The organism is Lysinibacillus sp. FW12, assembly GCF_050817245.1.
Classification (GTDB): Bacteria; Bacillota; Bacilli; order Bacillales_A; family Planococcaceae; genus Lysinibacillus; species Lysinibacillus irui.
On the sequence record NZ_CP139094.1, the window covers coordinates 3,610,037 to 3,623,975 of the forward strand.

The 13,939-nt window shown below is 37.9% G+C and carries 17 protein-coding genes; all 17 read right to left on the reverse strand.

All coding sequences use genetic code 11. From position 1 onward, the window contains the following. Nucleotides 1–11 precede the first annotated feature (11 nt). Complete coding sequence (gene fliP, locus SJW71_RS18700) at nt 12–677, reverse strand: flagellar type III secretion system pore protein FliP (protein WP_155590241.1); 666 nt, start codon at nt 675–677, stop codon at nt 12–14. Beyond that, entirely contained in the window at nt 674–1,354 is a 681-nt protein-coding gene (locus tag SJW71_RS18705) for a flagellar biosynthetic protein FliO (protein ID WP_274795975.1), read from the reverse strand. The genes fliP and SJW71_RS18705 overlap by 4 nt, the downstream gene beginning before the upstream one ends. A 4-nt stretch (nt 1,355–1,358) precedes the next feature. After that, nucleotides 1,359–1,721 carry a response regulator gene (locus SJW71_RS18710; RefSeq protein WP_008180756.1) on the reverse strand — a complete coding sequence of 121 codons (363 nt, stop codon included), beginning with the start codon at nt 1,719–1,721 and terminating at the stop codon, nt 1,359–1,361. Nucleotides 1,722–1,742: 21 nt separating this feature from the next. Continuing rightward, the gene (fliY, locus tag SJW71_RS18715) at nt 1,743–2,966 is read right to left on the reverse strand and encodes a flagellar motor switch phosphatase FliY (protein ID WP_312505180.1); all 1,224 of its coding nucleotides are present in this window, start codon (nt 2,964–2,966) and stop codon (nt 1,743–1,745) included. Then, nucleotides 2,959–3,954, reverse strand: a complete 996-nt coding sequence (gene fliM / locus SJW71_RS18720; RefSeq protein ID WP_274795973.1) for a flagellar motor switch protein FliM — start codon at nt 3,952–3,954, stop codon at nt 2,959–2,961. Before fliM ends, fliY begins: the two co-directional genes overlap by 8 nt. Nucleotides 3,955–3,985: 31 nt before the next feature. After that, nucleotides 3,986–4,414, reverse strand: coding sequence for a flagellar basal body-associated protein FliL (fliL, locus tag SJW71_RS18725; protein WP_274795971.1), 429 nt, complete (start codon nt 4,412–4,414; stop codon nt 3,986–3,988). After that, nucleotides 4,404–4,625, reverse strand: coding sequence for a flagellar FlbD family protein (locus SJW71_RS18730; protein ID WP_274795969.1), 222 nt, complete (start codon nt 4,623–4,625; stop codon nt 4,404–4,406). Before SJW71_RS18730 ends, fliL begins: the two co-directional genes overlap by 11 nt. 99 nt (nt 4,626–4,724) lie before the next feature. Continuing rightward, nucleotides 4,725–5,693, reverse strand: a complete 969-nt coding sequence (locus SJW71_RS18735; RefSeq protein ID WP_274795968.1) for a flagellar hook-basal body complex protein — start codon at nt 5,691–5,693, stop codon at nt 4,725–4,727. An 86-nt stretch (nt 5,694–5,779) separates the two neighbouring features. Further along, nucleotides 5,780–6,151: a TIGR02530 family flagellar biosynthesis protein gene (locus tag SJW71_RS18740; protein ID WP_322605967.1), complete on the reverse strand. Its 372-nt coding sequence runs from the start codon at nt 6,149–6,151 to the stop codon at nt 5,780–5,782. A 15-nt stretch (nt 6,152–6,166) separates the two neighbouring features. After that, entirely contained in the window at nt 6,167–6,859 is a 693-nt protein-coding gene (flgD, locus tag SJW71_RS18745) for a flagellar hook assembly protein FlgD (RefSeq protein ID WP_274795966.1), read from the reverse strand. 2 nt (nt 6,860–6,861) lie between these two features. After that, entirely contained in the window at nt 6,862–8,109 is a 1,248-nt protein-coding gene (locus tag SJW71_RS18750; RefSeq protein ID WP_431811336.1) for a flagellar hook-length control protein FliK, read from the reverse strand. 26 nt (nt 8,110–8,135) lie between these two features. Beyond that, a complete protein-coding gene (locus SJW71_RS18755; RefSeq protein WP_431811337.1) occupies nt 8,136–8,639 on the reverse strand; it encodes a MotE family protein in 504 nt (167 codons plus the stop codon). A gap of 107 nt (nt 8,640–8,746) precedes the next feature. Next, on the reverse strand, nt 8,747–9,196 hold the full coding sequence (gene fliJ / locus SJW71_RS18760; RefSeq protein WP_274795963.1) for a flagellar export protein FliJ: 450 nt from the start codon (nt 9,194–9,196) through the stop codon (nt 8,747–8,749). Next, complete coding sequence (gene fliI / locus SJW71_RS18765; protein WP_274795962.1) at nt 9,197–10,522, reverse strand: flagellar protein export ATPase FliI; 1,326 nt, start codon at nt 10,520–10,522, stop codon at nt 9,197–9,199. A 5-nt stretch (nt 10,523–10,527) separates the two neighbouring features. Next, entirely contained in the window at nt 10,528–11,316 is a 789-nt protein-coding gene (fliH, locus tag SJW71_RS18770) for a flagellar assembly protein FliH (protein WP_322611412.1), read from the reverse strand. Further along, the gene (fliG, locus tag SJW71_RS18775) at nt 11,309–12,322 is read right to left on the reverse strand and encodes a flagellar motor switch protein FliG (RefSeq protein ID WP_248718157.1); all 1,014 of its coding nucleotides are present in this window, start codon (nt 12,320–12,322) and stop codon (nt 11,309–11,311) included. The genes fliH and fliG overlap by 8 nt, the downstream gene beginning before the upstream one ends. A 15-nt stretch (nt 12,323–12,337) precedes the next feature. Then, the gene (fliF, locus tag SJW71_RS18780; RefSeq protein ID WP_322605971.1) at nt 12,338–13,930 is read right to left on the reverse strand and encodes a flagellar basal-body MS-ring/collar protein FliF; all 1,593 of its coding nucleotides are present in this window, start codon (nt 13,928–13,930) and stop codon (nt 12,338–12,340) included. Nucleotides 13,931–13,939: the final 9 nt, after the last annotated feature.

Here is a 13,939-nt window from a genome sequence, read left to right on the forward strand (position 1 = left end):
TGTATCATCCCCTAAAAACTTTGTAGTAACGATTTCATAACGAGATACCAGCCATCGACGAGAACAAATAATAAAATCTTAAATGGCAAAGAAATCATTACTGGTGGTAACATCATCATCCCCATCGACATTAATGTACTTGCAACAATCATATCGATTACGAGGAATGGTATAAAAATCATAAATCCAATTTGAAATGCTGTTTTTATTTCACTCAAAGCAAATGCAGGAACGAGCATTGTCAGAGGTATTTCTTCGACTGATGCTGGTTTTTCTGCTTGATTATACGATAAAAACAAATCAAGATCTTTTTGCCTTGTATGCTTACTCATAAACTCTTTAAATGGCACACTTGCACGATCATATGCTTCTTCCAGTCCGATTTCTTCAGCAAATAACGGCTGTAATGCCTCTTTATTAACCTCCTGAAAAGTTGGTGCCATAATAAAGAACGTTAAAAATAGTGCCAGACCGATAATCACTTGATTGGGTGGCATTTGCTGTGTAGCTAATGCCGTACGCACAAAGGATAGGACAATGACAATACGAGCAAAGGATGTCATCAAAATTAATATACTCGGTGCAAGTGATAAAACAGTTAGTAAAAGTAAGAGCTTAACAGATGTAGAGACGTTGGTAGGATCGCTATTGGAAAAAACATTGATTAAATCATTCATTTATCATCCTTCTCCTTTTGCTTCCATCTCTCTATCTCGTCACTACGCTCCTGTTTTATTTCGGATATCTTTTTTTCAAATAATGTGCCAAATGAGTCTTGCTTTTGTTCATTGCGCACGCTTACTTGATCTTTTTTCTTAAATTTAGATAATACTTCTGCAATATACGGTGATGTTGCTGCAAGTTCTTGCCTTTCGTTATATAGTGCTAACAATGCTTCAACTTCTTCTGGATCAGTAATTTCACGTAACAGTTGAACGTCTTCTCCAACACCAACTAGATACAATGTCTTACCTACTTGTAAAAGCTGAACCGATTTTTGAGCACCTAACGATAAACCGCCTAAATTTTGTACCATTTGATTACGTTGGAAGTTTAAATTTCGCTTGTTTAAAAACTTCATCAAACCATAAAATAAAGCTACAACAAAAATAAGCGCCAAAACCATTTTTATGTATTCCCATGCAGATATATCTCCAGCTGCTGATACATTTGTCTCTTGTTTAGCAGCTGGATCAGTAGTATCTCCATTACAAGCTTCTGGGTTTTGAATGCAATCCGTGACACTATTCGTATCAGCGTCTGCATAGACAGAAGCTGGTGTCGGGTATAAAAACAGGAAGGTTACAAGAAATGCGAAAATCATCGTTAAACGAAATGATTTTAACATTTTCATGCAATCATCCTAGTGCTTTTTGAATCGCTTCAATTACTCGATCTGCTTGGAAAGGCTTAACGATAAAGTCCTTTGCACCAGCTTGAATTGCATCGATTACCATTGCTTGTTGTCCCATTGCTGAGCACATAATTACAGTTGCACTTGGATCAGAACCCTTAATTGCTTTAAGAGCAGCAATACCATCCATCTCTGGCATTGTAATATCCATTGTTACTAAATCTGGTTTTAATTCATTGTACTTTTCAACAGCCTGTAAACCATCTGCTGCCTCTCCAACAACTTCAAATCCATTTTTTGATAAAATATCCTTGATCATCATGCGCATAAATGCAGCATCGTCTACAATCAAAATTCTTTTAGACATGGTTAACTCCTCCAATTGAAACTATCTTAAATTATTTAAACGTTCTGCTTGACTTAAAACATCTGTAATACGAACACCAAAGTTCTCATCAATAACAACAACTTCACCCTTAGCGATTAAACGACTATTCACTAAAATATCAACCGGTTCCCCGGCTAATTTATCTAGTTCAATAATCGAACCACTTGATAGTTCTAAAATCTCTTTTACAGAACGCTTCGTACGTCCTAACTCTACAGTAACTTGCAATGGAATATCAAGTAGCATATTTAAATTTCTAGCTTCAGATTGAGAGATTACATTTGTATCGAAGCTAGCAAACTGTGCTTGTTGCACATTCACAGGTTGGGCAGGCCTTGATGGTTGCGTAAACTGTGGTTGCTCCTGATATATAGGTTGCTGCATTGGTGCTGCCGGCTGCTCATAAATTGGTTGGGCAGGTGGCGGTGTTGCAGGCGCCGATTGTTGAACAGGCGTTGGTGCAACTGGAGGTGCTTCAGGAGCAATAGTAGCAGCCACTGGTTCTTCAATTGACTCTGTTTCACCTAATAGAGATTTTACGATGTTTTGACTAAATTTAAGCGGTAAGAGCTGCATTAAATTTGAATCAATTAAATTACCAATTCGCAGTCTAAATGAAACTTTAACGAGTAAATCATCTTCTGGTATATTCTCTCGACCTTCGTCTTGTGAAATATTCATTAAATCTATTGTCGGTGGAGAGATATCCACTTTTTTGTTGAATACTGTTGACATTGATGTTGCCGCTGAACCCATCATTTGGTTCATTGCCTCTTGAACAGCACTTAACTGAATTTCACCTAAGTCTGGCTTTGGATTTAATCCATCGCCACCTAACATTAAATCAGCAATAATGGCTGCATCCGATTGTTTAATAACAAGTAAATTCATACCCGTTAAACCAATCGTGTATTCCACTTGAACAGCCACATAAGGATGAGGAAATTCCTCTTCTAATTTATTGCGATTGATCATTGAAATACTTGGTGTAGTAATATCAACTTTTTGACCTAATAACGCAGAAAGAGCTGTAGCAGAGCTTCCAAAAGAAATATTACCTACCTCACCTAATGCATCTTGTGCAAACGAATCTAGGTAATCCTCTACTCTAATTTCATTTGTTTCATCATTTGAAGAAGCTGCAGTGTCGCTGTTTTTATCTTCCAACGTCTCGCCCCTTAATAACGCTTCAATTTCTTCTTGGGAGAGCATTTCATCACTCATCTTCGTCTCCTCCTTTCAAAGGGTCGATAATCTGGATTGCTAATTTTTTACCTTGCTTACCTGGTTGAACAGTAAACTTCGGCAATGTTCCTACTTTCAATAGTAATGGGTCTTCAATTTTTTGATCTAACTGAATAACATCGCCAACTTGCATTGTAAGGAAATCTTCGATTGTGATGTCTGTTAAACCTAATTCAACTGAAAGTGGTAATTGAGCTTGTTTCACACGCGTTTCCAGCATTTTTGTTTGTTCTGGAGACATTTCTTTTGTATTGGTTTGCATCCAATAGCGAACAGAAAGATTTGGAACAATAGGCTCTAATACAACATGAGGAATACAAATATTAATCATGCCGCTTGTCTCACCAATGATTGTATTTAACGAAATAACAACAACTGTTTCATTTGGTGAAATCATTTGTAAAAATTGTGGATTTACTTCAAGCTCCACTAAAATCGGATCGATTTCCGCTACATTTTCCCATGCCTCGCGTAAATTATCGAATGAACGTTCAAAAAGGTTTGTCATAATTTTAGTTTCAATTTCAGTTAGATTATCTACATTACTATGACTCGCCCCACTACCGCCCATTAAACGATCTAACATGGAATAGGCAATGTTCGGATTTATTTCCATCAATATATTACCATCTAATGGTGGCACTTCAAACACATTAATGAGTGTCATATTCGGAATCGAACGAACAAACTCTTCAAATGGTATTTGGTCTACTGATGCAACCGTAATCTGCACATAGCTTCTAAGTTGTGCAGAGAAGAAGGTTGTCAATAATCGTGCAAAATTTTCATGTATTCGGGTCAAACTTCGGATTTGATCTTTTGAGAATCTAAGTGCACGTTTAAAGTCATATACTTTAACTTTGCGAACCTCATCCTCTTTTTTTATGTCATCTGCTGACATTTCGCCAGTTGATATAGCGGAAAGCAGCGCATCTATCTCGGATTGAGATAACACATCTCCTGCCATTTGCCCACCTCCATTTCAAGCAGTTTCTGTTTTATTGAGTGATGAAGGAGGTAAAATATACTTCCTGAACTTCTCCCTCTTGCATCAATTCATTTAACCTTGTTTTTAATGATTTTTGGAAAATTTGTTTGCCTTGCTTACCTTCTAAATCCTTTTGCTCCATTTCAGAAAGCTCTTGAATGGCAATGTTTTGCACTTGGAAAACACGCTTTGTTAATTCTGCAGCAGCATCTTTACTTGTTGTTTGAATTTTTAATGACAAGCGCACAACTCTTTTATCAGCAAGATTTGTTGTGATTTCTGGTACCTCCACTGTGGACTCTACAATCTCGTCAATGGATGGCTCAACAGCTCCTGTTGGTTTATTAAATTGTGTAAGCAATACAAACAAAATAACCCCAATCAGTATGACTGCCACTAGCAAAATAATAATCATTGTTAACATTTTATTATTCTTCATCTTTTTCACCTCGTAGATGCGGGTTGGATAAAATTTGTATATTGTTATAAAAGGCAGTTACCTTTTGTCGCACCTCATCTTCACTCTCTAAAACAATTACTTTTGTTCCAGTTGTTAAAGTAATAGTCGTATCTGGGAAAGATTCGACTGTTTCTATGTATAAAGCGTTTAATGTAAATGCTTTGCCACTAAGACGTGTTAGCTCTATCATTGAAATAGGGCCGGGTCTAGCATGAGAGCCGGCCCGACCCTCCCTCATATGAAAATATGTTTTATTAAAAGTCCACTTTGAAAGGACTACACTATAAGATTATCGTTTTAAGTTTACTAGCTCTTGTAACACTTCATCCGAAGTAGTAATAATACGAGTATTTGCTTGGAAACCACGTTGCGCTACAATCATCTCTGTAAATTCTTCTGAAAGGTCAACATTGGACATTTCTACTGTCCCTGGCACTACTTTACCCATCCCTGCAACAGTGGCTACTTGTGCATAAGCAGCACCAGAGTTAGCAGTTTGTTGATAATAGTTCCCACCAACCTTAGAAAGACCTCCAGCATTTGGGAATTTAGCCATAACTAGCTGGCCTGCCCATTTACGATCACCGTTTAGGTCTACATATTCAATCGTACCATTAGCCCCGATGCTAATCTCTTTAGCAGTCGTTGGGATACGTATTGGTCCCACAGTTCCATCATCAGGTGTTAGTACACCTTCATCATCAAATAAGTTTGCACCTTCATCTCCAGAAGCAACTGGTGCATCATCTGGATTAATACCATCATCATCAGTTTCCATAACGATATCTTCTCCAGCAGTTACACCCACTAAATATTTCCCATCTGCATTTACTATATAGCCATTACTATCCATATAGAAGACACCATTGCGGGTAAATAAAGTATTATTAAATCCTTCATCATCAATAAAACCACTATCTGGGTCTGGAGCTCCATTTGCATCGGCTACCATAAAGAAGCCATCTCCTTCAATCCCTAAGTCAAGTCCACGTCCGGTACTTTGTAATGAGCCGCCGCCATGTATTGTATCAATAGCTGCTAATTGAGCGCCCAAACCAACTTGTTGCGGGTTAACCCCACCTCGAGTAGCAGTTGCTGCAGATGCACCAGCTTGTGTCTGAGACATTAAATCTTTAAAAAGAACTCGGCCTTTTTTAAAGCCCACAGTATTAACATTCGCGATGTTATTACCAATAACATCTAGCTTTGTTTGGAAGTTTTTAAGACCTGAAATACCTGAATACATAGAACGTAACATAAGTTGTCGTTCTCCCTTCATTTTTTATGTGTGAGCCTCTATCAATCAGCATCACTAAGGCTTCCTTACGTAAGAAGGTCCGGCCTTTATAGTACAATCGTGCCATCAATATTTGTAAATAGCTGTTGCTTTGCTTCCGTGCGATCCATTGCTGTAATGACAGTCGCGTTTTTAGCACTGATAATTAAAGCTGCTTGATCCATCAAAACTAATGGTTGTTTGACACCTTTTGAGCGTGCTTCAAATACCTTATCCGATACAACCTGCCATTCTTGTTCAGAGATATCGATTTTGCGCTCCATCATTCGTTCATGCGCATGCTTGCTCACCTTTAGCTCTTGCTTTGCCGCTTCTTGTAAATGCGCTTTAAACGAAGAATGCTGTGTATTGAGTGATGTAGGCTGTGTTGTGCGAATAGATGGATGCAAGGGTACACGATGAATTGAAAACTTATCCATCACTTTTCTCCACCTTTATTCGCTAATTACAGTAAAATCTTTATCTGTTAGTTTTTTATCATTATCTAAAACGTAATAAATGACGCCATCTTTATTTGAAACAGAAACGATTCGCCCTTGTAATTCTTGTTCTCCATCTTTATACGTCACATTTTTACCAATCAATTTACTTGCCTGCACGAGTGGAGATTCTGTAGCTGTGTTATCACCAGTGGTATTTGTTCCAGAGCCACCTAAGATTCCTGAAATATTGCCCGGAGTTATTTCTTTCCCATCAGCTAAAACGAATACAACACTTCCATCAACAAATTTAAGGGACTCGATAACACCTGTTCCTTCATTAACAACAGGATTCCCTTTTTCATCTTTCTCTTCTGTAATTTCATGCCATTTAACTTCTTTGCCAACAAATGTCGAATAACTCATCATTTGTGTTTGTTGCTGTGATGCTAGTAAAGATTCCATGGCCTTTGTCATGTTTTGCATTTGCTCTAAAGAAGAAAACTGTGCCATCTGAGAAATAAATTCTCGGTCATCCATCGGATTCGTAGGATCCTGATGCTGTAATTGTGTTATTAACAATTGTAGAAAGGCATCCTTGCCAAGTTCACTATTACCTGTTTGCTTCGTAGGTTTTCTATAATTAGAGTAATAAAGGTCGTCTGTTATAGCCTGATTGGTCGCTTTCGTCGTAGTTGCATCTGCCATTGTTACACCTCCTCATTGATTAAATAGTCACTAAAGGATAATCCTTCATCGTCATCATTATTGTTTTGTTCTTGCTCATCATCTTGCTGCTGCTTAAAGAAATTATTGAAGAAGCTTTGATCCCGTTGTTGACGATCTGCATCCTGCAGTGATTGTGCGATATCCAGACGATCCACTTGAATGTTTTGCTGAACAAACGCTTGCTTTAACTGGTGTGCTTGACTGTCAAGTAACTCACGTCCATGAGCTGTAGAAGCTAGTAGACGAGCTGTCAGTACACCATCATTTTGGACAAGTTCAATACGAACGGTCCCTAGGTTTTCCGGATACAGTTTAATCGTTAAACGAGTGATCCCTTGTGCATTAGAAATTTGTGCTCTATTAATTATGGCTTGCATTTCTTTTAATAAAGCTTCTGACTGAGCAGGTTTGGCAGTTGGTAATGTTACCTGGAATGTATCTGGTTTTGTTTGAACGGTTTGTGGTGTCACCATATCATTCGTACTTGTCTCACTCTGCTTCGTTACTTGGACTTGCTGAAAACCTTGTAGTGGGAAAGTTATTGTTGTTTTTGGTGATACTTGTGTTCCTACTTGCGTTTGCAATGACGTTAAAATATCTTTAACCGAAGATAACAAGTTTTCTTGGTTTGACGTTAAGTCCGTTTTCTGTCCTACCAATTGGGCTAGCTTCAGCACTTGAAGAAGCTGTGTTGCCTCTTTCGGTGTTACTTGACCTTCCCCCTGTAATGCAGCACCTATTTGTGCTTGTAGGATCGGGGCTTGTGCATCCACTAATGATAATAGCTCCCAAACATCACTAGCTTCCTTTTCCTCTCCTAGCAGCTGTTGAACTACTTTTTGCAGTTGCTCTTCATCAATACCTAAGGCGTTTAATATATTGTCTAAATTAAGCATTTCATCCATCGCCACTGCTTTTCCGTCTTCACCAAGCTGAAGCATTAATAAACCATCATCATGGGGGATCCCTAGTAAATCTAGTACTTCCTCCATTGACTCAGCATTTAAAATAGATTGTAAATCATCTAGCTCATTTGTTACAGTTGTCTGCGAGGATTGGTTTGTTTGCGTTGAAGACGACATCATTTGGCCAAAAACCGTCCCGAATTTTGATATATTATCTTTAGACGATGTTCCATTGATCTTGCCTTCCGTACTACTAACTGTTGTTGGTTTTGTTGTTTTAGTAGGCGCTGCTTTAGTCATCATTTGCATCATTGCTACATCCATTGTTCTTTCACCCCCTTTCACGAATCCTATTGTTTAGCCATCAGTTCAGTATATTTTGCTGCATCTTTAGCATCCATTTTCTCTAATATAGCTGCTAATTTATCAGGCTTTAAATTCGTTAAAATTCGTAGTGCTTCTGTATCACTCATATTGATCAACACAGGTGCCGCTGCTTTAGGAGACATCTTATCAAACGTCGATAAAATATCGTTGAAATCACGCTTTACTTCATCTTGCTCTCGATTCAATTTTTCTATTTCAAACTGAAGCTGTTCTTTTTCTGTCATTAGCTTCTCTTTTTCGGTTGTTGTTGTATCTAGCTTCTTTTGTAGCTGTGTAATTTCTGCTTCTTTTTCTTGTATCTCTGCCTGTAAATTGACTATTTTAGAGTCGTTATTAACGACAGCATCTTTTGCTTGTTGCTCTTCTGTTGGCATAAAAGGTAAACTACCTATCGCTTTTTTTCCTAAATCAAATACATTCGTATTCATTAACGTTGCCACAACAAGTAAAACTGCTACTACAAACATAATTGGCAGTACAATCCAAGTAAAAAACTTTAAAAAGCCCCCTTTTTTTCTTTGGTTGCTCTTCTATTAAATCTGCTGTTAATCGATTGTCTTTTTTCGCCATGAAATCACCTGATTTCTCTCTTGTTATACGTTTGTAATGAAATTTCGTCTAAAAAAAGGCTCTCTATACGATCTTGCTCTTGTCGGAATAGCTTAAAATCCTTTTCTCTCATTTTTTCAAATTTACGTACTTCCAAGTTTTTTTCTAATAATTTTTCTTCGTGCCAATTCATCTTTGCTCGAGCTTGTATCACTTTCTGTTGCACATCTGCAATTGTTTTCTCAAGACTATCAATAAAACGACTATAGTGATGAATTTCATCAATAGATGAGCCGATCGTTAACCGCTCCTGCTGAAACGCAATTAAATCCTCTTTCTTTTTCAGTAATTCATATAATTTTGTTGCTATTTCTTCAAAAGAACGGACAGCTTCCTTATAAGCCATTTCGGTTTCGTTTTTTTCTTGCTCACGAATAGTTAATACTTTTTCAAAACGATACACATAACTGACCATCTATTTTCCACCACCGTTCGATAATGTTATTAATTCGTTTACACTCTCTTCTAATGTTACTTTGTCTAAGTAACCTTGTTTAAGATAAGTTGTAATGAGAGGTTCATAATAAATTGCTTCATCAATTTCTTTAGATGTTCCTCTTTTGTAAGCACCAATATTGATCAAATCCTCTGATTTGTCATATGTATAATAGAGCTCTCTTAATCGCTCAGCAGCTTTTTTATGTTCTGGCTCTGCAACATGATTCATTAGACGGCTCACGCTTTTTAAGACATTTATCGCTGGATATTGACCTTTATTGGCAAGGTTTCGATCCAATACAATATGTCCATCTAATATCCCTCGGACCGTATCCGCAATTGGTTCATTCATATCATCACCATCTACTAAAACTGTATAGAATGCTGTAATTGAACCTTTTTCATTCGTACCTGTACGTTCTAATAATTTTGGTAATATCGCAAATACAGAAGGCGTGTAACCTTTTTGTGCAGGGGGTTCCCCCGTGGCTAGTCCTATTTCTCGTTGTGCCATAGCAACACGAGTAACGGAGTCCATCATAAGCATGACATTTAAGCCACGATTTCTAAAATATTCGGCAATCGCTGTAGCAGTAAATGCCCCTTTAATTCGCATGAGTGCTGGTTGATCTGAAGTGGCTGCTACAACAATAGAGCGACTTAAACCTTCAGACCCTAAATCACGTTCTATAAATTCACGGACCTCTCGACCACGCTCTCCAATTAGTGCAATGACATTTAAATCAGCTTGGGTATTTCTCGCAATCATACCAAGTAACGTACTTTTCCCAACACCAGAACCAGCGAATATCCCAACACGTTGACCATTCCCAACTGTTAACATGCCGTCAATAGCTTTAACCCCTACTTCGAGTCTTTCATTGATTGGTGGACGTGTCAGTGGATTTGGTGGATCTTGCTCAGTCGGAACTGTCATTAGCCCCTTCGGTAATAAGGTACCATCGATTGGATTCCCCATAGAATCCAATACTTTACCAATTAATTCAGGTCCCACCTTTACCTCTAATGGAGCTCCCGTCCCTTCAACAAGGCAGCCTATCGATATTTCACGTAAAGAGGTGAAAGGCATTAAGATCACAATTTCATCTTTAAAACCCACAACCTCTGCTAAAATAATCTGGTGACCGTTATTTATTGTATCCACATGAATTTTACAAACATCACCAATGGAACTATCTGGACCTTGCGACTCAATCATCAAGCCGACAACTCTAGTTACTCTACCAAACTTTTTAAACGTAGGTATATGAGGAATATGTTCGATTAATTGAGCCGTTTTCATCAAGATCATTCCTTACTTTCTAATATTTCATGTAGCTTTAACCTAAGCTCATTCAATTGCTCATCAATACTAACCATAATACGACCATGATTTGTTTCAATATAGCAATCTGTTTCATTCTCCAAATCTTCATTTACAAAAATCATAAACGGTACGTCAATTGGGAACATTTCTGCTAATTCATCACGGTTGGCTGTAATTAAAGCATAATAAGCTGGAGAAACATAAATTTTAATTTCTTTCATTTCTCTTGCTTCTTTTAATCCTCTGCGTACAATCGACACAAACAGTTCGCTATTCTGTTCTAATGACGTGCCAATAATTCGTTCAGCAGCAGTTAGACCAAGCTCTAAAATAACTGCTTCTTGATCATCAATATATTTTTGAGCATTTTCTTTAGCTTGAATAATAATTTCATTTGCTGTTTGAAGAGACTGGGCCATCGCTTCAGTAGCTTTGTTCATACCATCTTCATAACCTTGCCCAAATCCTTCATCATAAGCTTCTTGAACTCGATTTGGTCTCTCTTCTTCCCAACTGAGTTTCAAGTGTTCAATCTCTTGAAAGTGCATTTGCTTTTCTTGTTCAAACTTCTCACGCTCTGTTTGCAGCATAGATCTAGCTTCTGCAAGTAACTGATCTCGCTCTGCCAATATGTCATCCATTGATAATTCATGCTGTCGCGGCATGTCAACTTGTTCAGGCTCAATCGGCTCAAACATATCACGGATTTGTATTTCCTTAACATTATCGCTATCGGATTGTGTGTAAATAGAACGGATGATTCTAGACAATGACGTCATCTCCTCCACCACGAGCAATGATAATCTCTCCAGCATCCTCTAGACGACGAATAACAGCAACAATTCGAGATTGTGCTTCCTCTACATCACGTAATCGTACAGGTCCCATAATCTCCATTTCTTCTTTAAACGTTTCCGCCATACGTTGTGACATATTGCGGAAAATAATATCTTTCACTTCTTCACTTGATACCTTCATTGAAAGCAGTAAGTCTTCGTTTTCACAATCGCGAATAACACGCTGTATAGAACGATTGTCGAGTGTAACGATATCTTCGAACACAAACATACGTTTCTTGATTTCCTCTGCAAGCTCTGGATCTTGTATTTCGAGTGCATCGAGGATTGTTTTTTCTGTTTGTCGATCTACACCATTTAAAACTTCAACGACTGCATCAATACCACCCGTTTCCGTGTAATCCTGTGTCACGGTTGATGATAATTTACGTTCTAACACAGATTCAATTTCACTAATCACTTCTGGGGAAGTCGACTCCATAACCGCAATACGTTTAGCAATATCAGCTTGTACTTCCTGTGGTAATGAAGATAAAATAACACCCGCTTGCCCCGCCTCTAAATAGGAGAGAATCAGGGCAATTGTTTGTGGATGTTCATTTTGGATAAAGTTGAAAATTTGTGCTGGATCAGCTCTTCGTGCAAAATCAAACGGACGCACTTGCAAAGAAGAAGTTAAACGATTAATAATCGTTTGTGCTTGTTCAACTCCGAGCGCTTTTTCTAAAACAGTTTTCGCATAGCCAATACCACCTTGTGTGATATAGTCTTGTGCTAGTGCGATATTGTGAAATTCTTCGATAATCTCTTCTTTAACATTTGCTTCTACTTTTTTAACACTCGAAATTTCTAAAGTTAAACGTTCAATCTCTTCCTCTGTTAAATGTTTATAAACAGAAGCTGAAACCTCAGGCCCTAATGATATTAACAAGAGTGCGGCCTTTTGTTTTCCGGTTAATTCCTTTTCTTTCTTGGACACAGCCGAACCTCCTAGTTAGTCTTCAGCAATCCAACTACGCAGTAATTTCGCAAAATCATCTGGCTTTTCTTTAGCCATTTTTTCAAGCTGCTTACGACGCATTGTAGCTTCCGTTTCAATTTCTTCATTAATATCATCAATCATTAATTCTTCTTGTTCTTCTAGGATACTTAGCTCTTCTTCTTCCTTCGCACGTTTACGTGAACGGATAATAAAGAACGCAAGTAGTAAAATAACGGCTAATAAGATACCGCCAATAACCCAAACCCACCATGGAATAACAGGCTTTTCGTCAGCAATCTCTGTTGCCTTACCGTATAGTGGTTGTACAGATACGGCTACTTTTTCATCAATTTGCTCTTGTGTAAGTTCTGCTGCAACGTCTTTGGAGATCGTTGTACGAACAATCGTACTTAAAATTTTCTCAATATCTTCACGGACACCATCTGGTAACGATGCTGCGTCAGCCGCTGTCGGTGGTTCAACAATGACTTGAATCCCAATATCTTGAATTTTATAAGGAGCTTCTTGGATGTCTTTACGGATACGGTTTACATCATTATTAATCGTCTCTTCTGTACGTTCATAATCCCCGTTCCCCATAGCACCTTCGTTATAAGTAGTAAAGTTATCAGTAGTTGTTTCAGCTTCAGGTGTTCCAGCTGCTGCTGCTCCAGTACCAGAATATTGCTCTGTAATTCGTTGAGCACTAATCGCAATACCTTCCATATTTTCCTCATCAACAGGTGTCACAAGATTTTCTTCTCGATTTTCTTTTTTGAAATCAATATCTGTTGTGACAGAAACCATCACTTTATCTTGTCCCATTAATGTGCCAAGCATATTTTGTACTTGACGCTGTAGATCACGTTCAACTAATTTCTTCATTTGTAATTGACCTTCAGCAGTTGTTGTAGAAGTTCCATCTGCTGTGGCGGCATTCAAATCAAAGTACTCTGAGAATTGGTTAGAGATCACAATATTATCAGTTTTTAAATTTGGAATACTTTTGGACACCAAATTGTACATAGTAGTAATTTGCTGTTCTGTGAATTTATAGCCGGGGTCTGTATTTAATACAATAGATGCTGTTGCCTCTTCTTGAACATCCGTAACGAATACCCCTTCTTCTGGGACAGTAATCATTACTTTTGCATCTTTAACACCTTCTAAATTTTTAAAAAGCTTTGCAATTTCTGTTTCAGTAGCTGCTTTTTTAAGTAGGTTAAATTCATTATCTGTCATACCAAATCCTGAACTATTAGCAAATGAGTAATCAATTGTACCTGTCTGTGGATACCCCTCTGAAGCTAATTGAACTAATAAGGCGTCAACTTGCTCTTCTGGCACCAAAATAGATGTTCCACCTGGAGCAATTTGATAGGTTACACCTTGAGAATCTAACGCTTCTTTTACTTGTCCAATCTCCCTTGTCGATAAATCTTTATAAAGTGGAACATATGTAGTTTTTGAAGCAAAAAATGTCACAATGGCAGCTAGTGCGATTACTCCTACTAGGGATCCAATCATAACTATTTTTTGCTTTTTACTTCGACTCGTCCAAAATTGACTAGTGTCGTTCTTTATTTTCGTCAATCGTTCATTCATTATGAATCC

Excerpts from the sequence above, each read along its gene's own strand:
- SJW71_RS18705 (WP_274795975.1), bottom strand. The coding sequence starts at position 1,354 with ATGAAAATGTTAAAATCATTTCGTTTAACGATGATTTTCGCATTTCTT.
- fliY (WP_312505180.1), bottom strand. The coding sequence starts at position 2,966 with ATGAGTGATGAAATGCTCTCCCAAGAAGAAATTGAAGCGTTATTAAGG.
- fliP (WP_155590241.1), bottom strand. The coding sequence starts at position 677 with ATGAATGATTTAATCAATGTTTTTTCCAATAGCGATCCTACCAACGTC.
- flgD (WP_274795966.1), bottom strand. The coding sequence starts at position 6,859 with ATGGCAGATGCAACTACGACGAAAGCGACCAATCAGGCTATAACAGAC.
- fliI (WP_274795962.1), bottom strand. The coding sequence starts at position 10,522 with ATGAAAACGGCTCAATTAATCGAACATATTCCTCATATACCTACGTTT.
- SJW71_RS18735 (WP_274795968.1), bottom strand. The coding sequence starts at position 5,693 with ATGTTACGTTCTATGTATTCAGGTATTTCAGGTCTTAAAAACTTCCAA.
- SJW71_RS18740 (WP_322605967.1), bottom strand. The coding sequence starts at position 6,151 with ATGGATAAGTTTTCAATTCATCGTGTACCCTTGCATCCATCTATTCGC.
- SJW71_RS18755 (WP_431811337.1), bottom strand. The coding sequence starts at position 8,639 with ATGTTTGTAGTAGCAGTTTTACTTGTTGTGGCAACGTTAATGAATACG.
- fliM (WP_274795973.1), bottom strand. The coding sequence starts at position 3,954 with ATGGCAGGAGATGTGTTATCTCAATCCGAGATAGATGCGCTGCTTTCC.
- fliL (WP_274795971.1), bottom strand. The coding sequence starts at position 4,414 with ATGAAGAATAATAAAATGTTAACAATGATTATTATTTTGCTAGTGGCA.
- SJW71_RS18750 (WP_431811336.1), bottom strand. The coding sequence starts at position 8,109 with ATGGATGTAGCAATGATGCAAATGATGACTAAAGCAGCGCCTACTAAA.
- SJW71_RS18710 (WP_008180756.1), bottom strand. The coding sequence starts at position 1,721 with ATGTCTAAAAGAATTTTGATTGTAGACGATGCTGCATTTATGCGCATG.
- fliJ (WP_274795963.1), bottom strand. The coding sequence starts at position 9,196 with ATGGTCAGTTATGTGTATCGTTTTGAAAAAGTATTAACTATTCGTGAG.
- SJW71_RS18730 (WP_274795969.1), bottom strand. The coding sequence starts at position 4,625 with ATGATAGAGCTAACACGTCTTAGTGGCAAAGCATTTACATTAAACGCT.
- fliF (WP_322605971.1), bottom strand. The coding sequence starts at position 13,930 with ATGAATGAACGATTGACGAAAATAAAGAACGACACTAGTCAATTTTGG.